Here is a 22845-nt window from a genome sequence, read left to right as displayed (position 1 = left end):
CCCGCCGTGCCCGGCTCCGGGCGGTCAGGCTTGATCCCTGCGCCGGGCACGGCGGGCCACACCCGTCGGTGGTCGCGCACCGTCCGTGCCTGGATGTCGGTTGTGCCGCACGGCTTGTCGCGAGGCGTCCGCACAGCGTCGGGTGTGGGGTCGGCTGCGGCATGGCGACCCGTCGACCCGCTGTCGGCAGGTCCGGGTGGGTGGGGTGGACGCTGTCGAGCTGCCCCACCTGTGGGACCACCCGTCACCGCAGGGAGTGAACACGCCGCCACCCCGACCAGGGGGCCAGCGGCACGCGCCCGACGCCGCGCTCAGCCCGCCCGACGCCGGGCCCGACGCGCCGCCAACTCGTCACCCACCGGATCCCCCGCCGGCGCCGACGGCGGCACCGACGTCGCGGGCTCCGCCGGCAGATGCGACAGCGAACCCTGGATCTCCTTGAACGCCCCGCCGATCGCGATGCCGAACACCCCCTGGCCGCCCTGCAACAGGTCGACCACCTCCTCCGGCGACCGGCACTCGTACACGGTCGTCCCGTCGGAGATCAACGTGATGCCCGCCAGATCCGCCACCCCACGGGACCGCAGCGCCTCGATCGCCTTCCGGATGTTCTGCAACGACACCCCGGCGTCCAGCAGCCGCTTCACCACCTTCAGGACCACCAGGTCCCGGAACGAATACAACCGCTGCGTGCCCGAACCCGACGCGTCCCGCACGCTCGGCACCACCAACCCGGTGCGCGCCCAGTAATCCAACTGGCGGTAACTGATCCCCACCGCATGGCAGGCCGTCACACCTCGATAACCAACGGTGTCGTCACCCTCAGTCGCCAACCCTGGCGACGTCACACCCGGCTCGTCCAGCTCCGTACCCGGATCGGGATCTCGCGGCTCGTGCATCCGGACAACCTCCCCGCCAGTGCGGTGACACGTCGTTTCCGGGACGTGCACCCCTCGACACGGCAACCCTATAGCCGCCTTCAGAGATTGCCCCGGAGGAACCGACGCGACACGCCGCGCCACCACAACGAAGATCACCCGCCGCGCCGCAACGTCACCGAACGTGACGCCGGGGAAGACACGGGACTCAGCCGGCGAAGTCCTCCGGACGCACCTGCTCCAGGAACTCGCGGAACTTCTCCACCTCGTCCTCCTGCTCGTCGGGAATCACGATCCCCGCCTCGCTGAGGACCTCCTCCGCACAACGAATCGGCGCACCGACCCGCAACGCCAACGCGATGGAATCACTCGGCCGGGCCGACACCCGCACCCCGTCACCGATCAACAGATCGGCATAGAAGACGTTCTCCTTCAGCTCGGTGATCTCCACCGCCCGCAACGGCGCCTTCAACGCCGCCAACACGTCCCGCAGAAGATCGTGGGTCAGCGGCCGGGCCGGCTTGACCCCCTGCTGCTCGTAAGCGATCGCCGTCGCCTCGACCGCGCCGATCCAGATCGGCAGATAGCGGTCCCCCTCGACCTCCCTGAGCAGGACGATCGGCTGGTTGCTGGGCAGCTCCACCCGAACTCCGACCACGCTCAGCTCGCGCACCGCCGCCTCCGTGTCGTTGTCACCTACGCCGCACCGTGCCCTTCCCTGCACGGTACACGGACCGCGACACGGCCGTCCCATGCGCTACCCGCACCACGCCCGCGCCAGAAAGGGGTTACCCCGGCAAGCCTACGACACGCTTCCCGGGGCAGATCTTTCCCCACAACCCGCCGGATCACCGACCCAACGTCGACCGCAACCCCACCCGCACCAACGCCGCGTGCAACTGCTGCGACAACGCCACCAACTCCCGCGCCGTCTCCGCCGCCCGCGCCCGCGCCGCCGGATCACTCTGCCGCGCCAACGGCGCCACCAACTGCGCGAACAAACCGACCTCCCGGTCCGCCGCCGTCCGGTAACCCCGCAGATGCCGCGGCTCCAACCCGTACGCCGCCAGACCCGCCACCGCCCGCGCGATGATCAACGCATCGTCGTCGTACCAACCCGGCGGATCCGACACCACCACACCGAGCCGCTCCAACTCACCCAGCGTCGACTCGTCGATCCCACTACGCGCCACCAGATCCGCCCGGCCGAGCCGCACCTGCGGCGACCCGGCCGGCTCCTCCGACACCCGCCCCGGCACCTCGCCACCCGGGCCCACCGCCACCAACGTCGGCCGCTGCCGACCCGGCGACTCCCCGGACGCGTCCCACTGCGCCAACTGATCACGGATAACCCGCAGAGGCAGATACTGGTCCCGCTGCGCGGTCAGCACGAACCGCAACCGCGCCACATCGTCCCAGCTGTACTTCCGGTAACCCGCCGCCGTCCGCTGCGGCTCCACCAGGCCCTCGGCCTCGAGAAACCGCAACTTCGAAATCGTCACGTCCGGAAAATCCACCCGCAGCTGGCCCAGCACCTCACCGATGCTCATCAACGGTCGGGCACGGGCCGCCCCGGGCGGCGTGGAGGCCGCAGGCTCGTTCACCCCCGGCCGGCCTCCTCCTCCGGGCGCGGACCGGCGATGAACACCACCCGGAACTTACCGATCTGCACCTCGTCACCGTTGCTCAACGTGGCCGCCTCGACCCGCTCCCGGTTCACGTACGTGCCGTTCAGGCTGCCCACATCCCGCACAGTGAACGTCCCACCGTCACGGTGAAACTCGGCGTGCCGCCGCGACACCGTCACGTCGTCCAGGAAAATGTCACTGTCCGGATGCCGGCCACTCGTCGTCACATCGTGATCCAAGAGGAACCGGGCACCCGCGTTCGGACCCCGGCGAACCACCAGCAGCGCCATCCCCGGCGGCAACGAACCGGACATCCGGCTCGGCACCACATCGGTGTCCGGCCCCTCCAGCACTTCGTCGAGCGAACCGAGATTGAGCGTCGAAGTGACGTCGAGCGGGGGGAACTCGTCGTCTGGGCGCGTCATGGGACCACCTCACGGATCTGTTCGGTCGGCGTCGGGTAATGGCGGGTCTGGCCGCCGGGCACTCGAACACCCGGCGGCTGGCTCCCCGTGCCCGGAAAGGCAATTCCGCAACGCTCAACTATTGGGTTCTCGGTCGACTGGGCGAGCCTAGCCAGCGCCGAAATGCAGGGCAACCGGACGCGCGGACACAGCCACCACGCCCGGAGGGGACGCACTCAGCTCTCGGTGAGCTCACGATACGCGTCCGCGGACAGCAGCCCTTCGACCGCCGCCGGATCGTCCGGGGTGATCTCCACCAACCAACCCGCACCATACGGGTCAGTGTTGATCACCTCAGGGGTGTCGCCAAGCGCCTCGTTGCGCGCCGCCACCGTACCGCCGAGCGGGGCGTAGATCTCCGACACACTCTTCGTCGACTCGATCTCACCCAACGACTCACCCGCCGCCACCACCGCACCGACATCGGGCAGCTGGACAAACACGATGTCACCCAGGGCGTCCTGCGCGAAGTGGGTGATGCCGACCCGCACCGGGCCGCCGCCGTCACCCGCCACCCACTCGTGTTCGGCGGTATACCGCAGTTCCTCAGGAATCACCAGACGCGTCCTTCACCATCGACGCACCGGACACCACCGGTGCGAGCCGCGCCGGTCAGGAGACCGGACGGGCGTGTTCCAGCTTGATCGGCGCGTGCAGCGCCGAAACCTCGGCAGCCTCACGATCCTCAACGATCAACTTACCGCCGTCGCCCGTCACCGACGCCACCACCCCGCCAGGAATGTTCAACGCCGTACGCATCGTCGCCGGATCACCGATCACCGTGATCGTGAACGGACCCGTCAACCGACGCCCGTCCACCACCAACGACCCGCTCTCCCCGTCCAGGAAGTACGTCGACGCGATGATCCGCACCGTCGCCCGGTCACCGCCTGAAATCTGCATCGCCTCCGCGCCGGCGCCCCGCAACTCCTGCACCGCGTCCAACACCCGCGACGCCGAGATCGGCTTCTCACCCGCCTCGAACCGCACCGCCAAACCCGGACCCGTCGCCGGCAACGTCCCCGCCAGGATGCCCAACTCGTCAGCCCGCCGAGACGCCTCGTCCAACGCCGCCTGCCGCCCCTGCTCACCCGAACGCAACTGCCGCTGACTCTCCTCCAGCGCCGCGATGTCCTGCCGCAGCCGGACCTCCCGCGAATTCAGGTCGTACAGGATCCGGACCAGGTCCTCCTGCCGCGTCGCCGCCACCGTCGGATCCGTCGACGTCGTCTTCAACTGCACCACCAGCGTGAACCCCAGCAACGCCAGCAGCACCGCGATCATCACCCCGGCCGAACTCACCCGCCGCCGCGGCGACCCCGCGCCCACCGACGACCCCGCCGCCGCCGGCGCCTCCGGCGACGACCCGCCCGACCCCTCACCGGCAGCCCGACTCAGATCCACCGTCGCGCCCTCGTCGAACCGGTCCGGCTCCGCCACGGCCGGCTCCGCCCGCTCCGGCGCCAACGGGCTCAACTCGTCCGGATCCGGCGCGTCCGGCCGCGGATCCGGCTCCCCCGCCGGACCCGACGGCCGCCCCGGCCCCGCCGGCTGCGGCCAACCCGTGCCCGTCTCCGTGTGCTCATCGCTGCTCATCGCCACAAACCTACGCCCGGAACAGGTGCCGGCGGATCGCCGCCACGTTCCCGAAGATCCGCACCCCGAGCACGACCACCACACCCGTGGACAACTGGCCACCCACCCCGAGCTGGTCACCCAGGTACACGATCAGACCCGCCACCAGCACGTTGGAGATGAACGACACCACGAACTGCTTGTCGTCGAAGATCCGGTCGAGCTTCGCCCGCACCCCACCGAACACCGCGTCCAACGCCGCCACCACCGCAATCGGCAGATACGGCTGCAACCCCGCGGGAACCGTGGGGTCGAGCCAGACCCCGAGGACCACACCGGCGAGCAACGCCAGCACCGCGATCATCGACCACCTCCGGAGGGGCTGGGAGACGTCCTCGAACCGGGCGGCTGAGAACTGGCGGAACGGTCCGCCCCCGACGGCGACGGACTCGCGCTCGCCGGAGGCTCCGCGTAGCGTAGCCGCGGCTCCGGAGCGGCCGGCAGGGTGAGGTCCTCCGCCTCCCGCACCGCGAACGACAACCCGGTGTCCTCCGCCACCTTCCGCATCGTCAACGCGCTGCGACTGTCCTCGTACCGGTCCCGCATCGACCCCGGCCCGATCGCCGACACCTCGTACGGCCCCGTCACCGGCCGGAAGTCCACCAGGATCGCCTGCCCCGCCGACCGGATCGTCGACGTCGCCGTCAACCGCTGCCCGTTGATCGAGATCGCCTCCGCGCCGGCGGCCCACAGGTCGTTGGCGACCCCCTGCAGATCGCTGTAGATCACCCGGGACGGACCGACGTCCGCACCCGTCACCGCGTCCGGATTCTGCGGCGCGTCCGCCAACCGCACCACCACGCCGTCACCCCGCACCCGCCCCAGGCCCGTGCCCGCCTCCAGGGTGCGCAGCCGCGCCGCCTCCGAGCCACCCAGCGCCGCGGCCCGCTGCCGCGCCACCTCCGCCCGCAACTGGTCCGCCCGCTCCGACAACCCGTCGGTCTCGCTCTCCCGCTGCTTGATCTGCGCCACCAGGCCGGACCGGGCCTGGCTGCGCCCCGGCTCGGCCTCCAACGTCTGCCGGTACGCGACCGCGAACAGGAACCCCAGCACCACCGCCAGGACCAGGCTCACCGACCGCGCCGACCAGTGCCGCCACCCCGCCGGCGGGGCCTGCCGCTCCCGGCGCCGAGCCGCCGCGTCGGCGTACCCCGGATCCAACGGATTGCGGAACAACTCGGTGAGGAAGTCCGGGGCGTACACCCGGTCGGACCGTCCCCGGCCCTCGCCCGGCGGCGTCGTCATGCCGACGCTCCCTCGGCGCGCACGGCCCTGACCAGCCGGCTCGCCTGCACCACGTACATCGCGCCGGCCACCCAGTAGAGCACCAGGCCCCACCAGGCCAGCCCCCAACCGATCGGCCCGGCCACCGCCTCGGCACCGGGAACCGCCGCGGCGAGCAGCAGGACCGGGAAGGCGGCCAGCAACAGGAACGTCGCGGTCTTGCCGACGTAGTGCACCGGCGGCGGACCGTACCCGTACCGCCGCAACACCGCCAACGACCCCAGCAGGAGCAGCTCCCGGGCCAGCAGCGCCGCGGTGAACTGCCAGGGCACCACGCCCCGGGCGGTGAACCCGACCAGCGTGGCGAGGATGTAGAGGCGGTCGGCGGCCGGGTCGAGCAGCTCCCCAAGCCGGCTGACCTGGCGCATCCGGCGCGCGACCCACCCGTCCACCCAGTCCGTCGTGCCGCCGACGGCCAGCACCACGATCGCGGCCACGTCGGCGTGCGCGACGAGCAGGAGATAGAGGAAGAGCGGGACGCCCAGCAGCCGGACGAAGCTGATCAGGTTCGGCAGCGTCAGGACGCGGTCACCCGCTGCCGGTGCGCTCGTGCCGGCGCTGGCCTCCGCGTGTTCCGAGCGAGCCGGCCGACGCGACACCGAACCTCCTCCGCCACACGCTCCGACCGCCCGGCCGAGGACGGGCACCGCGAAGTTCCGTGTGCGCTGTCGGGCCGGCTGACGCCGGCACCCCCCTGCGATCCCCGTACGGGACCGCCGCCTGACTCGGCCCGCGATCACGTTGATCGCGGGCCGGCTGACTGCGCTGCCACTATATCGGGCCCTTCGCCGCCTCCCCGGGTTCAGGCGTCCGGGTTCGTCGACGTGGTCGGGGTGTCGTCGTGGTGGTCACCACCGCTAGGGCGTCCTAGGACACTAGAGGGAAGCGGGGCGGCCGGTGGCGCGCGGGGAAGGTCGTCAGGCGGTGCGGACCGAGGAGTCCGACTGCGACTCCGCCGTCGCGGCCTGCTCGAAGGCCCGCAGGGCCAGCAGCAGGTCGTGCTGCACCCGACCCGGCATCCGGTCGAGCACCGCCTGCACCGCCCGGTGCCGGCGTTCCTTCAACTCGCGCAGCAGCGTCTCGGCGGCGGCGGTCGGCACCAGGCGCACCTCCCGCCGGTCGCGGGGGTCGGCCACCCGGCGCAGCAGGCCGGTGGCCTCCAGCCGGTCGCAGAGCCGGCTCGCCGAGGACGGCACGACGTCCAACAACTCGGCCAGGCCGTTGACGTTGGTCTCCGGCCGGCTGCTGATCAGCGACAACACGCGCAACTGCGTCGGCGAGACGGCCATCTGGTGCCGGGACGCGGCGGAGTCGAGCACACCGACGAGCGCCTCGGCGGCGGCGTCGATCGCCGCGGCGAGATTCGGAGGTCGCTCCACCAGGTGTCCCCTGCGATCGTCCCGCTCGTGCCCGGCCGTTGCGGCGACGATCCTCACCCGTCGCTCCGGCCGCCCGTGCCACGCCAGTCCAGGCAGACCACGACCGCGTCGTCGCGGAGATCAGCGTCCGCATGCCAGGCGTGCAGTTCGCGCATCACCGTACCAACCGCCTCGGTCGGCGGTTGCAGCCGCGTGGCGCGCATCGCCCGCGCCATCGCCCGCTCGCCGTACGCCCCCCGGTCACCGGGATCGGCGGCCCACACCCCGTCGCTGACCACGAAGATCCGGTCCCCGGGCGCCAGGTCGAACTCCTGGACGTCGTAGCGGGCCTCGGCGAACATGCCCAGTGGGAGCTGCTGCTCCAGCGTGATCGGCGTGACGGTGCCGCCGCGCAGCCGCAGCAGGCGCGGGGAGCCGGCGTCCACCGCCCTGACCCGACCGGTCGCGGTGTCCAGTTCCAGCAGCAGCGTGGCCACGTACCGACGCCCGCGATGTTGGTAGAAGACCGTGTCGGAGGCCAGCTCGGCCTGCTCGACGAGGCTGCCCCCGGAGCGCCGGGCGTTGCGCAGCGCGTTCACGGTGACGGCCGTGAGCAGCGCCGCCGCCAGGCCGATGCCGGCGCCGTTCAACACCGTCGCCGTGAGCCGGTCACCGTCCACCGACCAGTCGAAGTGGTCCCCGCCGACCGTGTACGCCGGCTCCAGCTGGCCGGCCAGCTCGAACTCGCCGTGGCTGACGCTGCGTCCCGGCAGCAGCTCCCACTGCATCTCGGCGGCCATGCTGAGCCGCTCCCGCCGGCGCACCCGGCGGTACCGGTCGGTCTCCCGGTCCGCCGCGCGCAGGACGACGGCCAGCTCGCCGGCGATGTCCGCGACGCGGTCGACGGTCTCCGGGCCGAGCGGGGCCGGCAGCTCGACCAGGAGCACGCCGAGGCGCTCCCCCCACACCGACAGCGGCAGGTAGAGCCGGCAGCGCCCCTCGTCGTCGGCGTCGGTCACCGGCTGCTGGCTGCTGAAGCAGCGCTGCGCCATGCTGCGGCAGTCGAGGAAGCCCCCGTCGGGCAGCTCCGGGTCCAGCACCGGCCACAGCCCGCTGATCCGGTAGTCGGCGATGAACACGTCCGTCCGGGACGCGCCGAGGCCGGCCCGGATGGCCCGGTCCGCCGCCTCCACCACCTGGTCGGGCGGCGCCGCACGCAACGCACGCGAGACCTGGGCCGGTGCCTCCACCATCGATCATCCTCCGGAAATGCTTGCCGTAGGGCAAGCATCATACGGAGGTGTCGTCGGCGGCCGGGCGGCCGGGCGGCCCGACGCCGACGGGGGGCGGCGTACCCGACCCGGGCGGACGACCCGACGGCACGCTGCCGCCCCCGCGCGGCCTCGCGGCGGCGCGGACGGCGGGCGGGGCCGGTCAGCCGGCCGAGCGGACGGCGACCGCGCCGTGGAAGGCGTCCGGAACCTGCGCCGGCGGGCCGTCGGGACGCCACCGGGTGATCGGCACGATGCCGTCGGCGGTGGGCGTCCAGCGGCCGAGCAGCGGCGCGAACGCGGCCGGCGGGCGCATCCGGAACGCCGGGCCCATCATCGCGAGGGCCTCCGGGTAGCCGGCCAGCTCCTCGGTGTCGAAGTCGACCGCCAGCAGGCTGCCCGGCGCCGTCGCCTCGTAGAGCTCGTCGAGGGTGCGGGCCAGCGTCTCGTCGTCGAGGAACGCGGCCAGGCCGAGGAACACCACCCCGACGGGCCTCCTCCCCCACCCCGGCACGAACCGGTGCAGCTGGGCGCGGTCCACCGTGCCGATGTCGGTGGCGTCGCCGTATCCGTAGCCGGCCCGGTCGCTGCCGGCGAGCAGACGCTGGCCGAGGCGGATGGTGACCGGGTCGACGTCGGTGTAGAGCACGGTGGCGTCCGGGGCGACCTCGTGCACGTTGCCCATGGTGGGCACCCCCGCGCCGAAGACCAGGAAGCTGTCCACGCCCTCCGCGACCATCGCCCGGACCGCCCGGCCCAGGAAGGCCCGCAGCTCCCGGAAGACCGGCGCGCACGGCCCGTACGCCTGCTCGAAGGCGCGGGCCGCCGCCACGTCGACCGGGAAGTGGTGCTCCCCGCCGAGCCAGAAATCGATCATTCGCGCGGTGCTCGGCTGGTCCGGCTCCACCATCGACGACGCTCCCTCCCCGGCGGTCGTCGACAGCGTACCCACCGGTCGTCCTGGGCGGTATCGCCTCGCCGACCGGGCACCGGCCGCGATACTGGCCGGGAACCGGCGGGAGGTGGGCGGTGAACTCGGCGAACGGCGCGGCGGTGGTCGTCGGCGTGGACGGCTCGGAGGCGGCGCTGCGCGCCGTACGGCTGGCCGCCGTCGAGGCGGCCCGCCGGAACCGGCCGCTGCGGGTCGTGCACGGGTTCATCTGGCCGCTGCTGCGCGTGCCGGTGGGCGCGCCCGCCGGCGGCCCGCCCGGCGCCGGCCTGCGACACCAGGCGGAGCAGCTCGTCGCCGCCGCGACCACCGAGGCCGAGGCGACGGTGCCCGGGCTGCGCGTCTCCGGCGAGATCGTCGACGGGGAGGCCGCCGCGGTGCTGCTCGGCGAGTCGCCGGCCGCCGCGATGATCGTGCTGGGCGACCGGGGGCTCGGCGGGTTCTCCGCCCTGGTGGTCGGCTCCGTCGCGGTGCAGGTCGCCTCGTACGCCGACTGCCCCGTGCTCGTCGCCCGGGGCACCGACCGCCCGGACGGACCCGTCGTGGTCGGGGTCGACGGCTCCGAGACGTCCCGGCTCGCCGTGGAGTTCGCCGTCGAGGAGGCGTCGGTCCGCGACGCCCCGCTGGTCGCGCTGCACGCCTACCGGCACCCGACGTCCACCGCGCCGGGCGACATGCAACCCCTGGTGTACGACGACACCGAGCTGCGCTCCGAGGAGGAGCGGGTGGTGGCCGAGTCGCTGGCCGGGCTGACCGAGCGGTGGCCGGACGTGCCGGTCAGCCGGGAGGCCGTGCGGGGCCGCCCCACCACCGTGCTCGCCGAGGCGTCCCGGCGCGCCCAGCTGCTCGTGGTGGGCCGGCAGGGCCGCGGCGAACTGACGGGGCTGCTGCTCGGCTCGGTGAGCCAGTCCGTGCTGCACCACGCCGACTGCCCGGTCGCCGTCGTCCACGCGCCCCGCTGAGCCGAGCGCGGGGGTTGGCCCCGACGCAGGCGGGTAGACGACCGCGGTACGCCAACGGCGAGGACGACCGGAGGAGGCAGTGATGCCAGGACCACGGCCGGGCAGCAACGCGTACGACAAGCAGCGGGCGCGCATCCGTGACGTGATCGACGATTCGGGACGGCGGGTGTCGGACCGCAAGGCGAACGACGTGGCAAACCGGATCCTGCAGTCCGATCGCGGACAGCGGGGCGTCGTCCGCGGCGAGCGGGTCTACGGTCCCAAGGGCGAGCGCGAACCGGGCGACCCGAAGTGAGGGCGACGCACCTGGCCGACGGGGCGATCGCCGGCGCGGTCGGCAGCGCCGCCCTGAACGTGGTCAGCTACCTGGACATGGTGCTGCGCGCGAGGCCGGCGAGCAGCACCCCGGAGCACACCGCAGGGCGGCTGGCCGGGGCGGCGCACGTGGACCTGGGGCCCGAGGACCGGGCGGCGAACCGCCGCTCGGGCCTCGGGCCCCTGCTCGGCTACGGGATGGGCATCGCCGCGGGCGTCGGCTACGCCGTGCTGACCCGGGGCCGTCGGATGCCGCTGCCCCTGGCGGCCGGCGTGCTCGGCGGCGGCGTGATGACGATGTCCGACGGGTCGATGACCCTGCTGGGGGTGACCGACCCGCGCCGCTGGCGCCGGTCCGACTGGGTCGCCGACATCGTGCCGCACGTCGCGTACGGCATGGCGGCCGCAGCCACCTGGAACCGGCTGCGGCCGCCCGTTTCGGGCCGGGGTCGTTAGCCCCGGGCGCTCTCGTCGTCGGCGACCGGCTCCATCGCCGGGCCGTACGGGGAGACCTGCCCCCGGGGCACCGGCCGGCCCTCGTCGCCGCCGGACGAGCCTCGGTTACGCGGGTGGCCGCCAGGGTTCGGGACCTTGCTGTCCTGGCTGGTGGCACCCCTGTTGTTGCGGCGGAACTCCTGCTGCTGCGGGTTCACCACGGGTCTTCTCCTTCCGGGTTCGACCGTGTCCCACCTCGGTTACCCGGCGCCGTGGGTGGCATGCCGGCCCGGGCGGACGGTCGCAGGGCTGACCCGGCAACCAGCGGGTACACCCCGAGGATGGGCGACGACCGGAGGATGGCGCGGGTCCTGCTGGACCGGCGGGGCACCACGTACGCCGAGGAGGCGGGCATCCGGCTCGCCGACCGGCCCGCCCCGCTCTACCAGTTGCTGGTGCTCGCCACGCTGCTGAGCACCCGGATCCGGGCCTGCGTCGCGGTGTCGGCCGCCCGGGAACTGTTCGCCGCCGGCTACCGGACCCCGCAGGCGATGGAGGCGGCGAGCTGGCAGGACCGCGTCGACGCGCTGGGCCGGGGCCACTACCGCCGCTACGACGAGCGGACCTCGACGATGCTCGGCACCGGCGCCCGGCTGTGCCTGGACCGCTGGCGGGGCGACCTGCGCCGGCTGCACCGCGAGGCCGACGGCGAGCCGCCCGCGCTGCGCCGGCTGCTGACCGAGTTCCCCGGCATCGGCCCGACCGGCGCCGACATCTTCCTGCGCGAGGCACAGGTGGTCTGGCCGGACCTGCGCCCGTACGCCGACCGCCGCGCCCTGTCCGGCGCGGAGCGGCTCGGCCTGCCCCGCTCGCCGGACAAGCTGGCCGGGCTGGTCGAGCCGGCCGACTTCGGCAGGCTCGCCTCGGCGCTGGTGCGGGTGTCGCTCGGCGAGGAGTCCGCCGGCGAGGTCACCCGCGCCGCCGGGCGGTGAGGCAGGCTCACTTGACCGGCTTGTCGCCCGGCTTCGTCAGGTTCCACACCAGCAGCGCCGCCAGCAGCGCGAGCACCACGAGCCCGCCCGACAGGCCGCGACCGTCCTCCTCGCTGCGGCCGGTGGTGCCGAAGTAGATCACCGCGAGCCCGGCCAGCACGGTGACGAACGTCCGCATCCCTCGGTCCTTCACGTACCGGACGGTACGCCCACCCCAGTCCCGGCATGGCCGGTTCGTCCGGATTCACCCGACCGTGGCAGCCCCGGGTCAGGCCCCGGTGGCGAAGCCCCGCAGCCGGACCCGCCGGATCGTCCGACCGGACACCTCCACCACCTCGACGGTCAGCCCCGGCAGATGCACCGTCTCCCCGGGCCCCGTCGGCAGGTGCCCCAGCCCGGCCAGCACCAGCCCGGCCACCGTCGTGTACTCCCGCGACGGCCGGAAGTGCAGCCGCACCCCGACATCGGCCAGGTCGTGCAACGGGAAGTCGCCGGGCAGCAGCAGCGAGCCATCCGGTTCCCGGGCCACCCCCGTCACGTCCCGGTCGGTCTCGTCGTACAGCTCCCCCACCACCTCCGCCAGCAGGTCCTCCAGGGTCACCAGGCCGTCGACCCCGCCGTGCTCGTCGACGACCAGGGCGAGCTGCTGGTGGCACAGCCGCAGCCGGCGCAGCGCGTCGGACACCGGCAGGGTGCCGGGCAGCAGCAGCGGCGGGCGCGCCCGGTCGCCGACCGCCGCCGCGCCCGCCGCGACGAGGTCCCGGATGTGCACCACGCCGCGCACGTCGTCCAGCCCCCCGGGGCCGACGACGGGGGCACGGGACCGGCCGGCGGCGGCGAGCCGGCGCAGCCCCTCGTCGGCGGGCAGCGTCGCGGGGAGCACGGTCACGTCCAGCCGGGGGACGAGGATCTCCCGCAGCGTCCGGCCGGCGATGTCGAACGCTCCGGTGAGGATCTCCCGCTGCTGCGCGGACAGGCCCCGCTGGCTGACCACGATCTCCCGCAACTCCTCCTCGGTCATCTCCGTACGACTGGCCCGCGGGTCCCCGCCGGCGAGCCGCACCACCACGTCGGTGGCCCTGCTCAGCAACCAGACCGCCGGTCGGGACACCCGGGCCAGCAGGTCCAGCGGGCCGGCGCTGAGCAGCCCCCACCGCTCCGCGCGCTGCATCGCCAGCCGCTTCGGGGCCAGCTCCCCGACGACCAGGGTGACGAAGGTGAGCAGCACGGTGACCAGGACGACCGCGGCCCCCCGCGCGGCCTCGCCGAGGAAGCCCAGCGGCCCGACCAGCGGCTCGGCCAGCGAGACCGCGGCGGCGGCAGAGGCGAGGAACCCGGCGAGGGTGATGCCGAGCTGGATGGTGGCCAGGTAGCGGTTGGGGTCGCGGACCAGCCGTGCCAGCCGCTCCCCCGAACGGCTCCGCCGACCCAGCTGCCGCACCTGCCCCTCGCGCAGCGTCACGAGCGCCATCTCGCTGCCCGACAGGGCCGCGTTGACGAGCACCAGCACGGCCACCAGCGCGAGCTGCCCGAGCGGTGCCCCCATGTCAGTCGACCTCCAGGTCGTCGAGGGAGATCTTGTGCGTCATCAGCCACCGCGCCAGCGCCGACATCCCGAACAGCCACAGCGGCGCCGACTCGGTGGTGCCGTTCGTCGCGAAGATCGCGAAGCGCAGGTCCGGAGCCCGGTACGCCTCGATCCGCCATTTGTGCTGCTTGTCCCGCCAGACCGCGGAAGGGTCCATGGCGCCACGCTAGGCGACCGCCCGCCCCGCCGGGGCGGCTTCAGGCCGGGGCCGCGACCACGACCCGGGCATCGTCGGGCAGCCGCCGGGTGGCGCCCCGGCGGTCCAGCAGCTCCAGCAGCGGCACGGCGACGCGGCGGGTGGTGTCCAACGCCTGCCGGGCGGCGCTGAGCGTGAACGGCTGCGGCAGCCCGGCCAGCACCCGCACGGCCTCGTCGACCGCGCCGGGCAGCAGCACCACGTTCTCGGCGACCCGCAGCAGCGCACCGGCCCGCACCGCCGCGCCGATCTCCCGGGGCCCCAGCCCCAGCTCCGCCAGGCGTTCGGCCTCCGGGGCCCGGAACGGACGGTCGGCGTACTCGGCGCGGACCCGGGCGACGGCGCGGGCCACCGGCTCCGGCAGGGCGTCGACGGCGGCCGCGGTGACCCGGCCGGCGTGCAGCCGCAGCGGCGGCCGGACCAGCGCCTCGACCAGCGCCCGGTCGGGCAGGCCGAGGCGCTGCCGCAGCAGCTCCACCGGCGCGCCCGGCTCCAGCGGATGCTCCCGGGCGTGCCGGGCCACCTCCCCGCCCAGCCGGGTGCCGAGCCGCCGCCAGTGCTCCGGGTCGGCCAGCCAGTCCCCGACGACGGGCCGCCCGGTCACCTCGACGCCGGTGCGGACCAGGTCGGCGGCACGGGCCAGGCCCCGACGGCGCAGCTCGCCGGCCAGGTCGGGCCGGCCGTCCACGGTCGCCAGCACGGCCGCGCGGGCAGCCGCCGCGCCCCGGCGGGTCAGCGGCGGCGGCGCGACGTCCAGCACCGTCACGCCACCGGCCACGTGGTGCCGGCCCGGGTCGCGCAGCAGCGCCCGGTCGCCGACCAGCAGCGGCAACGGCCGGGCCAACCGCAGCCGGACGGTGTCCGCGCCCAGCGGTCGCACCCGGGCGGGCACCGCCGCCGCGCCGACGTGCAGGGTCAGGGTGGCGGGCAGCTCCGCCGCGGGATCACCGGCCAGCCGGACGTCCAGCAGGTCGGTGCGGTGGAACCGGCCCGGGGTGAGCAGGGCGTCGCCGCGGCCGACCCGGCCCCGGGGCGTGCCGCGCAGGTTGACCGCCACCCGGGCGACCGCGGTGACCTCCGACCGGGCCTCGCCGAGCCGGTGCAGGCCACGCACCCGCACCGGCTCGCCGGTGGCGGCGAGTTCCAGCTCGTCGCCCACCCGTAGCCGGCCGGCGCCGAGGGTGCCGGTGACCACCGTGCCGGCGCCGCGCACGGTGAACGCGCGGTCCACCCACAACCGCACCGGGGCGTCCGCCGCCGGGGCGGGCAGCCGGGCCGCGAGCCGGTCCAGGGCCGCGCGCAGCTCCGGCAGGCCGGCGCCGGTCATCGCGCTGACCGCCACCGTGTCGACCGCGCCGAGGGAGGTGGCCGCCAGCTCGGCCCGGGCCCGGGCCGCCGCCGGCCCCGGGTCCGCCAGGTCCGCGCGGGTCACCACCAGCAGGCCGTACGACACCCCGAGCGCGTGCAGCGCGGCCAGGTGCTCGGCCGACTGCGGCATCCAGCCCTCGTCGGCGGCGACCACGACCAGCGCGGCGGGCACCGGGCCGACGCCGGCGAGCATGTTCGGCACGAAACGCTCGTGCCCCGGCACGTCGACGAACGCGACCGTCCCACCGGACGGCAGCGTGCTCCAGGCGAAGCCGAGGTCGATGGTCATGCCCCGGCGGCGCTCCTCCGCCCACCGGTCGGGTTCCATCCCCGTCAGCGCCCGGACCAGGGTCGACTTGCCGTGGTCGACGTGCCCGGCGGTGGCCACCACGAACACGTTCAGCCGTCCCCCGACATCCGCAGCACGGCGGCGCGGACGGCGGCGTCGGCGTCGGCGGGCACGCAGCGCAGGTCCAGCAGCAGCCGCCCGCGGACGACCCGGCCGAGCACGGGCGGGTCGCCCACGCGCAGCGGCTCCGCGTACCGCTCGGGCAGGCTCAGCGCCCACGAGTCCAGCTCCACACCCGGACCGCCGCCGCCGCCGACGACCGCGCCGGCCGGCACCACCTCCGCCTTACACCCGTCGGCCGCGAGGGCGTCACGCAGCCGCTCGGTACGCTCCCGCAGCGCGCCGGGGTCGGCGTGCAACGCGGCCCGCGTCGGCGTGACCGGGTCGGCGAGGGTGGCCGCGAGCGCGGCCAGGGTCAGCTTGTCCACCCGCAGCGCCCGGGCCAGGGGGTGCCGGCGCAGCCGTTCGACCAGGTCGGCGGCGCCGAGCAGCAGCCCCGCCTGCGGCCCGCCGAGCAGCTTGTCGCCGCTGGCGGTGACCAGGGCCGCCCCGGCCCGCAGGGTGCCGGCGGCGTCGGGCTCGTCGGGCAGCAGCGGATCGGGGGCGAGCAGCCCCGAGCCGATGTCGGCGACCACCGGCACGCCGAGGGAGGCCAGCCGCCGCACCGGCACCGCCGAGGTGAAGCCGGTGACCTGGAAGTTCGACGGGTGCACCTTCAGCACGAAGCCGGTACGCGGGCCGACCGCGGCGGCGTAGTCGTCGAGCGTGGTGCGGTTCGTGGTGCCCACCTCGCGCAGCCGCGCACCGGTGCTCTCCAGCAGCTCGGGCAGGCGGAACCCGTCGCCGATCTCCACCAGCTCGCCCCGGCTGACCACGATCTCGGCGTCGGCGGCGAGCGCGGTGGCGGCGAGCACCAGCGCGGCGGCGCCGTTGTTGACCACGTGCACCGCGCCGGCGGCGGGCACCGCAGCGGCGAGGGCGTCGAGGGCGTCGCGGCCGCGCCGGGCCCGCCGGCCGGTGCGCAGGTCCAGTTCGACGTCGGTGTGTCCGGCGGCGGCGGTGACCGCCGCGACGGCGGCGGGCGACAGCGCGGCCCGGCCCAGGTTGGTGTGCAGCACCACCCCGGTGGCGTTGAGCACGGCCCGGGGCGCGGGCGCCGGCAGGGCGGCCAGCGCGGCGTCGCGTACGGCCTCGGGGGTGATCTCGCCGCGGCGGGCCCGATCCTGCGCCCGCCGGACGGCGGCCTTGACGCGGTCCCGCCCGAGGGTCTGCGCCGCGGCGGCCAGCCGGGGGTCGGCGAGCAGCGCGTCGGTGCGCGGCACCCGCCGGCGCGGATCGGCTGCGACGTCCCCCATGCCCCCTCTTCCGGCAGTTTGGCGGAGACGGACGGGAATCGAACCCGCCTGACCCGGGTCCCGGGCCACACCGGTTTTGAAGACCGGGAGGGGCACCAGCCGCCTGAACGCCTCCAGGCAGCAGTGAACCACAGGCCGGGTGGGCGTGCGCGGTGGGGCGTCAGCCCTCGGCGGCGCGCCGCCGGTCGAGGCGTTCCCGCTGCGGCACCACCGTGTACCTCGGATCCTTCGCGGAGGCGACGCCGCCGTAGAAGATGCCGAACCGGGTGGCCACCGACGCGGCCAGCAGGGCCGTCCCGGACAGGGCGGAGACCGCCCGGCTGCGCCGGCCGAGCAGCGCGCCGGCCACCCCGGCCGCGGTCAGGGCCCGCCCGGCGCGCAGCAGCCGGCCGGGCCGCCCGGTGCGGTAGGGCTCGCTGAGCAACCCGAGGCGGGTCTCCACCCGGTGCGAGCCGAACAGTTCCAGGGCGGCGCCCGCCACCGCCATCCGGCGGGCGGGGCCGGCCTGCGCGGTCGGCGCGGCGATCAGCCCCACGCCGGCGCCGCTGGCCAGCGCGCTGCCCGCGAAGACCGTCGGCAGCTCCGGATACGCCTCGTGCCAGGACGGCACGGCCGTGTCGGCCAGCAGCACGCCGGTGTACGTGGCCAACGCCGGCGCGGTCGCCGCGGCGGCCAGCCCGGCGGCGTGCCCCACCGGCGGCAGCAGCCGACGTGCGAGTCCGAGGGGCCCCCGCTCGGGCAGCCACGCCGCGCCCTCGGCGACCGCCGCGATCCCGGCGGCCGGGCCGAAGGCGCTGAGGATCCAGGTGCCCACGGACATCGGCGAGGTCGGCTTGGCCACCCGCAGCATGTGGTGGAACCGGGCCGGCCGTCCCAGGTCCTTGACCAGGAAGACGGCGCTGGCGGTGACCGCCACCAGCGAGGTGACCCGGCCGGCGCGGCGCAGCGCGGGCCGCCCGGTGACCTGCCCGCCCGCCGCCAGCAGCGACGAGCCGGCCGCCAGCCCGCCGGTGAACAGGTACGCCGCGATGTCCCACTTCCAGACGGGCGCCTTGAGGATCGGCCGGCCGTAGTAGGAGGTGAACTCGGCCTCCGGGACGGTCAGCTCCTCGCCGCCGCCCCGCCGCCGGGTCCGTCCGGGCGCACGGGTCGACGCCGCCGCGCCGGACCCGCCGGGTGGCGCCCCTGGCGAGCCGGCGGCGACCTCGCCGCGGCCGGCCGGCCCGCCGGGGACGCCGGCGTCGAGGCGATCGCGGAAGCGGCGGAACAGGTCGCCCACCGGGCGGTCCGGACTCACGAGGAACCTCCGACGAACGCGGCGACGGCCGCCGCCGCCATGGCCAGGGCCGCCAGGCCGGCCCGCTTCCACATCCTCGGCAGGTCCCGGGTGGTGACCACCGGGTCCGGGGGCAGGCCGTACACCTCGGGCTCGTCGAGCAGCAGGAAGAACGCGCCGTCGCCGCCGACCCCGTCGTCGGGGTCGTGCCCGTAGAGCCGCGCCTCGGTGACGCCGCGCTCGTGCAGGGTCGCCACCCGGGCGGCGGCCCGCTCCCGCAGCTCGTCGAGGGGGCCGTACTGGATGGACTCCGTCGGGCACGCCTGGGCGCAGGCGGGAATCTTCCCGGCGCCGATCCGGTCGTAGCACAGCGTGCACTTCCACGCCCGGCCGTCGCCCTTGCGCTGGTCGATGACGCCGTACGGGCAGGCGGAGATGCAGTAGCCGCAGCCGTTGCAGATGTCCTCCTGCACCACCACCGTGCCGAACTCGGTGCGGAACAGCGCCCCGGTGGGGCAGACATCCAGGCAGGCCGCGTGGGTGCAGTGCTTGCAGACGTCGGACATCATCAGCCAGCGGAAGTCGCTGCGCCCCTCCGCGCCACCGGCCCGCCCCGGCGGCTGCGCCCCGGGCATGCCCAGAAACTCCGGCCCGGCGCTCCGACCGGCCGTCGCGGCACCGGCGAGCGGCGGCCCGCGGTGCCCGGCCGGGCGGGGCTGCTCGACGAACGCCACGTGCCGCCACGAGTTCGCGGTCAGCGCGCCGGTGTTGTCGTACGACATGCCGAGCAGGTCCAGCCCCGAACCGGGGACGTCGTTCCACTCCTTGCAGGCCACCTCGCACGCCTTGCAGCCGATGCAGACGCTGGTGTCGGTGAAGAAGCCCATCCGGGGCGGGGCGTCGACCCAGCCCGCGTCCGGGGCGGGATCGAGCGGCCCGGACAGGCTGTTCGGGTCAGGAAGCATCACGGTCCTCCCCGGCGCCGTCGGTGGGAGCCGGCGCCGGAAACGCCCCCGGCGTGAGGGTCGAGGGTGGATGGCCGGGGACGATACCCGCCCGCCGCCGGTAGTCCGCCACCAGGTCCCGCAGGGCCGCCCCGGTGGGCCGCCGCCCCGGGCGCACGTCGCAGGTGCCGACCTTGCTCTCCTGGATGAGCACGTTCGGGTCCAGGGTGATCCCGAACAGGTCGTTGGCCGAGTCGCCCGTCACCAGGCCCTCGAACCCGAAGTGGTACGGCAGCCACACCTGGTGGATCACCCGGCCGTCCACCCGCAGCGGGGCCAGCCGGTCGGTGACCAGCACCTTCGCCTCGATCACCGCCCGCCCGCTGACCAGGTGCGCCCAACCCAGGTGCGCCAGGCCCCGCTCGGCCGCCACCTCCGGCGACACCTCCACGAACATCTCCGGTTGCAGCTCCGCCAGGGTCCGCACCGTGCGGCTCATCCCGCCCGCCGTGTGGTGCTCGGTGAGCCGGCTGACCGTGAACACGTACGGGAAGACCGCGCTGTGCTCCTGCGGCGGGCTCGGGTTCACCGAGTTCACGGGGTGCGCGTACACCTTGCGGGTGGGGTTGGCCTGCTGCCGGTAGAGCGGGTTGCGCACCGGCGACTCGGCCGGCTCGTAGTGTGTCGGCAGCGGCCCGTCGAGCACCCCGCTGGGCGCGTACAGCCAGCCCTTCCCGTCGCCCTGCATGACGAACGGGTCGTCGCCCGCGATCCCCTCCGAGCCGGTCGCGCCCTCCGGCGGCCGGTACGTCGGCGGCTTCGCCTTCTCGAAGTCCGGCACGTCGTAGCCGGTCCACTCCCCGGCATCGGGGTCCCACCAGACGTAGCGCTTGCGCTCGCTCCACGGCCGGCCCTGCGGGTCGGCGGAGGCGCGGTTGTAGAGGGTGCGCCGGTTGGCCGGCCACGCCCAGCCCCACTCGGCGGCCACCCAGTCCTGCTCGTGCCGGGGTTTGCGCCGGGCCGCCTGGTTGACGCCGTCGGCGTACACGCCGGAGTAGATCCAGCAGCCGACGGCGGTCGAGCCGTCGGCGCGGGCCTCGGTGAACGTGGACAGCGGACGGCCCGTCGCCACGTCGTACCCGTTGATCTCGCGCAGCACCGCCTCGGCGCTCGGCTCGGCGTGCGGACCGTGCGTGGGATAGTCCCAGGCCAGGTCGAGCAGCGCCCGGTCGCGCGGCAGGTCGGAGCCGGCCAGCTTCTCCCGCAGCCGGCGCCCCAGGTGGTAGAAGAACCACAGCTCGGAGCGGGCGTCGCCCGGCGGGTCGACGGCCTTCTCCCGCCACTGCAGCAGCCGCTGGGTCTGGGTGAAGGTGCCCTCCTTCTCCACGTGCGACGCGGCCGGCAGGAAGAACACCTCCGTCCTGCACTCGGTCGGCACGATCTCGCCCGCGGCCACCTCCGGGCCGTTGCGCCAGAACGTGGCGCTCTCGATCATGAACAGGTCGCGGACCACCAGCCAGTCCAGGTTCGCCATGCCCAGCCGCTGGGCGCGGCCGTGCGCCGAGCCCACCGCCGGGTTCTGCCCGAGCAGGAAGTAGCCCTTCACCTTCCCGTCGATCATGTTCAGCACCTGCTGGTACGTCCCGTGATCGCCCGTCATCCGGGGCAGGTACCCGTAACAGAAGTCGTTCTCCGGCGTCGCCGCGTCCCCCCAGTACGCCTTGAGCAGGCTGGCCGCGTACGCGCCGGCGTCGCCCCAGGAGCCCTTCTGGCCGGGGCGGCGGAAGCTGTCCACCCACAGCTGGAAGGTGACGTGATCGGCGCGCGGCATCGGCAGGTAGCCGGGGAGCAGGTTGTACAGCGTCGGGATGTCGGTGGAGCCCTGGATGCTGGCGTGCCCGCGCAGGGCGAGGATCCCCCCGCCGGGGCGGCCCATGTTGCCCAGCAGCAGCTGGATGATCGCGCCGGTGCGGATGTACTGCACGCCGACGCTGTGCTGCGTCCACCCGACCGAGTAGATCAGCACGCCGGTGCGCTCGCGGCCGGAGTTCTCCGCCCACGCCCGGGCCAGCTCCAGGAACCTCTCCTGCGGGATGCCGCATACCCGCTCCACCATCTCCGGCGTGTAGCGGGCGAAGTGTCGCCTGAGGATCTGGTAGACGCAGCGCGGATGCTGCAACGTCTCGTCCCGCTCCACCCAGCCGCTCACCTGCGCGCCGTGCGACTCGTGGAGCAGCCCGGCCGCGGCGTCCCGCTCCTTCGCGGTGTGCCCGCTGCCGGAGTCGGTCTCATGGCCCGCGTACTGCCAGGAGTCCTGCACGTAGCTGCCGGTCTCCGGGTCGAAGCCGGAGAAGAAACCGTCGCCGTCCTCGGCGTCGACGAACTGGTCGCTGACGATCGTCGCGGCGTTGGTGTAGGCCAGCACGTACTCCCGGAAGTCCAGCTCGTTCTCCAGGATGTACCGCACCACCCCGCCGAGCAGCGCGATGTCGGAGCCCGCGCGGATCGGCAGGTAGGTGTCGGCCAGCGCGCTGGTGCGGGTGAACCGCGGGTCGACGTGGAAAACCCTGGCACCGCGCCGCTTGGCCTCCATCACCCACTGGAAGCCCACCGGGTGGGCCTCGGCCATGTTCGAGCCCTGGATGACGATGACGTCAGCGTTGGCGACGTCCTGCTGGAAGTCCGTCGCGCCACCGCGACCGAAGCTGGCCCCCAGACCGGGGACGGTGGCGGAGTGTCAAATGCGCGCCTGGTTCTCGATCTGGAGCGCCCCCATCGCCGTGAACAGCTTCTTGATGAGGTAGTTCTCCTCGTTGTCCAGCGTCGCCCCGCCCAGGCTGGAGATCCCCAGCGTGCGGTTGAGCGGCCGGCCCTTGGCGTCGACGTCCTCCCACGTCTCGGCGCGGGCCGCGAGGATCCGGTCGGCGATCATGTCGACCGCGACGTCGAGATCCAGGTCCTCCCACTCCGTGCCGTAGGGGCGCCGGTAGCGGACCTTCGTCTGCCGCAGCGGGCTGGTGACGAGGCTCCTGCTGGCCGAGCCCTTCGGGCAGAGGCGGCCCCGGGAGATCGGGCTGTCCGGATCCCCCTCGATCTGGGTGACCCGGCCGTCCGAGACGTAGACACGTTGGCCGCAGCCGACCGCACAGTAGGGGCAGACCGAGCGGGCCGTCCGGTCGGCGGTCTCGGTGCGCGCGGTCAGCCCGGCCGAGCGCGCCGACTGCGCGGCGGCGCCCCGGCCCAGCGGATCGGTGCCGGTGAGCTGCCGGTAGACCGGCCAGCCCTCGATGAAGGTCCGCAGACCCATCCCGCGACACCCCCTCCCCCGGCCCGAACACCGTCGACCCCTCGCACACTAGGGCAGCCCGCACCCCGGCCGCGACCCGAGACCCCGATCACCACCCGACGGTCACCGTCCGCGCCCGCGACGTCGCCATTGGCGTACGCAGAGACAGCGCCACCCCCGAGCCGGATCGGGCTCGGGGGCGGCGCGATGTCGGGTGGATGTGCCGCTGGCCGGCGCCCGTGTCGGGTGCCGGCCAGCGTTCCCCCTTGTGGTGGAAAGTCTGTCTCTGGTGTCAGTTGTTCCAGTGCTTGG

The 22845-nt window shown here is 74.4% G+C and carries 24 protein-coding genes, 1 tRNA gene and 1 pseudogene; 4 read left to right on the top strand and 22 right to left on the bottom strand.

The window, feature by feature from the left end; genetic code table 11:
• Positions 1-311 precede the first annotated feature (311 nt).
• The 12 genes from ACZ6O2_RS34520 to ACZ6O2_RS34465 form a co-directional block, all read right to left on the bottom strand.
• On the bottom strand, positions 312-899 hold the full coding sequence (locus ACZ6O2_RS34520) for a MerR family transcriptional regulator (RefSeq protein WP_357697420.1): 588 nt from the start codon (positions 897-899) through the stop codon (positions 312-314).
• 187 nt (positions 900-1086) lie between these two features.
• Positions 1087-1551: a bifunctional nuclease family protein gene (locus tag ACZ6O2_RS34515; RefSeq protein ID WP_089014393.1), complete on the bottom strand. Its 465-nt coding sequence runs from the start codon at positions 1549-1551 to the stop codon at positions 1087-1089.
• Between the two features lie 175 nt (positions 1552-1726).
• Positions 1727-2428, bottom strand: a complete 702-nt coding sequence (gene ftsR / locus ACZ6O2_RS34510) for a transcriptional regulator FtsR (protein ID WP_350712558.1) — start codon at positions 2426-2428, stop codon at positions 1727-1729.
• Between the two features lie 50 nt (positions 2429-2478).
• Positions 2479-2931 carry an oxoglutarate dehydrogenase inhibitor Odhl gene (gene odhI / locus ACZ6O2_RS34505; protein WP_007071101.1) on the bottom strand — a complete coding sequence of 151 codons (453 nt, stop codon included), beginning with the start codon at positions 2929-2931 and terminating at the stop codon, positions 2479-2481.
• Between the two features lie 215 nt (positions 2932-3146).
• Positions 3147-3527 (bottom strand): glycine cleavage system protein GcvH, encoded by a 381-nt coding sequence (gene gcvH / locus ACZ6O2_RS34500; RefSeq protein WP_350712542.1) that lies wholly within the window; start codon positions 3525-3527, stop codon positions 3147-3149.
• A 55-nt stretch (positions 3528-3582) separates the two neighbouring features.
• Positions 3583-4566 (bottom strand): DUF881 domain-containing protein, encoded by a 984-nt coding sequence (locus ACZ6O2_RS34495; protein WP_466025927.1) that lies wholly within the window; start codon positions 4564-4566, stop codon positions 3583-3585.
• 10 nt (positions 4567-4576) lie between these two features.
• Positions 4577-4909, bottom strand: a complete 333-nt coding sequence (locus ACZ6O2_RS34490; protein WP_091106953.1) for a small basic family protein — start codon at positions 4907-4909, stop codon at positions 4577-4579.
• Complete coding sequence (locus tag ACZ6O2_RS34485; RefSeq protein WP_466025926.1) at positions 4906-5850, bottom strand: DUF881 domain-containing protein; 945 nt, start codon at positions 5848-5850, stop codon at positions 4906-4908. The genes ACZ6O2_RS34490 and ACZ6O2_RS34485 overlap by 4 nt, the downstream gene beginning before the upstream one ends.
• Positions 5847-6488, bottom strand: coding sequence for a CDP-alcohol phosphatidyltransferase family protein (locus tag ACZ6O2_RS34480; RefSeq protein WP_466025925.1), 642 nt, complete (start codon positions 6486-6488; stop codon positions 5847-5849). Before ACZ6O2_RS34480 ends, ACZ6O2_RS34485 begins: the two co-directional genes overlap by 4 nt.
• A 318-nt stretch (positions 6489-6806) precedes the next feature.
• Complete coding sequence (locus ACZ6O2_RS34475; RefSeq protein WP_357461893.1) at positions 6807-7268, bottom strand: MarR family transcriptional regulator; 462 nt, start codon at positions 7266-7268, stop codon at positions 6807-6809.
• 53 nt (positions 7269-7321) lie between these two features.
• Complete coding sequence (locus tag ACZ6O2_RS34470) at positions 7322-8500, bottom strand: PP2C family protein-serine/threonine phosphatase (protein ID WP_466025924.1); 1179 nt, start codon at positions 8498-8500, stop codon at positions 7322-7324.
• Between the two features lie 181 nt (positions 8501-8681).
• Positions 8682-9470, bottom strand: coding sequence for an SAM-dependent methyltransferase (locus ACZ6O2_RS34465; protein WP_466025923.1), 789 nt, complete (start codon positions 9468-9470; stop codon positions 8682-8684).
• A 77-nt stretch (positions 9471-9547) separates the two neighbouring features.
• On the opposite strand from ACZ6O2_RS34465, the gene ACZ6O2_RS34460 reads away from it, so the two are divergent.
• The 3 genes from ACZ6O2_RS34460 (at position 9548) to ACZ6O2_RS34450 (ending at position 11200) form a co-directional block, all read left to right on the top strand.
• Complete coding sequence (locus ACZ6O2_RS34460) at positions 9548-10429, top strand: universal stress protein (RefSeq protein WP_350712548.1); 882 nt, start codon at positions 9548-9550, stop codon at positions 10427-10429.
• Positions 10430-10511: 82 nt separating this feature from the next.
• Positions 10512-10724: a phosphatidylethanolamine-binding protein gene (locus ACZ6O2_RS34455; RefSeq protein ID WP_350683982.1), complete on the top strand. Its 213-nt coding sequence runs from the start codon at positions 10512-10514 to the stop codon at positions 10722-10724.
• Positions 10721-11200, top strand: coding sequence for a hypothetical protein (locus ACZ6O2_RS34450; protein ID WP_350712549.1), 480 nt, complete (start codon positions 10721-10723; stop codon positions 11198-11200). Before ACZ6O2_RS34455 ends, ACZ6O2_RS34450 begins: the two co-directional genes overlap by 4 nt.
• Here the strand turns inward: ACZ6O2_RS34450 and ACZ6O2_RS34445 are convergent.
• Complete coding sequence (locus ACZ6O2_RS34445; RefSeq protein ID WP_350712550.1) at positions 11197-11400, bottom strand: hypothetical protein; 204 nt, start codon at positions 11398-11400, stop codon at positions 11197-11199. The genes ACZ6O2_RS34450 and ACZ6O2_RS34445 overlap by 4 nt on opposite strands.
• Positions 11401-11520: 120 nt before the next feature.
• Between ACZ6O2_RS34445 and ACZ6O2_RS34440 the strand changes: the two genes are divergently transcribed.
• Positions 11521-12171, top strand: a complete 651-nt coding sequence (locus ACZ6O2_RS34440) for a hypothetical protein (protein ID WP_357461887.1) — start codon at positions 11521-11523, stop codon at positions 12169-12171.
• A 7-nt stretch (positions 12172-12178) separates the two neighbouring features.
• On the opposite strand, the gene ACZ6O2_RS34435 is transcribed toward ACZ6O2_RS34440, so the two are convergent.
• The 9 genes and pseudogenes from ACZ6O2_RS34435 to fdh all read right to left on the bottom strand — a co-directional run.
• Positions 12179-12364 (bottom strand): hypothetical protein, encoded by a 186-nt coding sequence (locus tag ACZ6O2_RS34435; RefSeq protein WP_350712560.1) that lies wholly within the window; start codon positions 12362-12364, stop codon positions 12179-12181.
• Positions 12365-12439: 75 nt separating this feature from the next.
• Positions 12440-13717 carry a hemolysin family protein gene (locus ACZ6O2_RS34430; RefSeq protein WP_466025922.1) on the bottom strand — a complete coding sequence of 426 codons (1278 nt, stop codon included), beginning with the start codon at positions 13715-13717 and terminating at the stop codon, positions 12440-12442.
• Between the two features lies 1 nt (position 13718).
• Positions 13719-13916, bottom strand: coding sequence for a hypothetical protein (locus ACZ6O2_RS34425; RefSeq protein ID WP_350687479.1), 198 nt, complete (start codon positions 13914-13916; stop codon positions 13719-13721).
• Between the two features lie 40 nt (positions 13917-13956).
• The gene (selB, locus tag ACZ6O2_RS34420) at positions 13957-15720 is read right to left on the bottom strand and encodes a selenocysteine-specific translation elongation factor (RefSeq protein ID WP_466025921.1); all 1764 of its coding nucleotides are present in this window, start codon (positions 15718-15720) and stop codon (positions 13957-13959) included.
• 2 nt (positions 15721-15722) lie between these two features.
• Entirely contained in the window at positions 15723-17027 is a 1305-nt protein-coding gene (gene selA, locus ACZ6O2_RS34415; protein WP_466025920.1) for an L-seryl-tRNA(Sec) selenium transferase, read from the bottom strand.
• 19 nt (positions 17028-17046) lie between these two features.
• Positions 17047-17142 (bottom strand) — tRNA-Sec (locus tag ACZ6O2_RS34410).
• Between the two features lie 45 nt (positions 17143-17187).
• A complete protein-coding gene (gene nrfD, locus ACZ6O2_RS34405) occupies positions 17188-18324 on the bottom strand; it encodes an NrfD/PsrC family molybdoenzyme membrane anchor subunit (protein ID WP_466025919.1) in 1137 nt (378 codons plus the stop codon).
• A complete protein-coding gene (locus ACZ6O2_RS34400; RefSeq protein WP_350712556.1) occupies positions 18321-19268 on the bottom strand; it encodes a 4Fe-4S dicluster domain-containing protein in 948 nt (315 codons plus the stop codon). Before ACZ6O2_RS34400 ends, nrfD begins: the two co-directional genes overlap by 4 nt.
• 4 nt (positions 19269-19272) lie before the next feature.
• A pseudogene (gene fdh / locus ACZ6O2_RS34395) lies at positions 19273-22554 on the bottom strand (formate dehydrogenase); the annotation flags it as partial.
• Positions 22555-22845: the final 291 nt, after the last annotated feature.

This window comes from Micromonospora sp. NPDC048040 (genome assembly GCF_055587185.1).
This window is presented reverse-complemented; position numbering and strand designations above follow the sequence as displayed.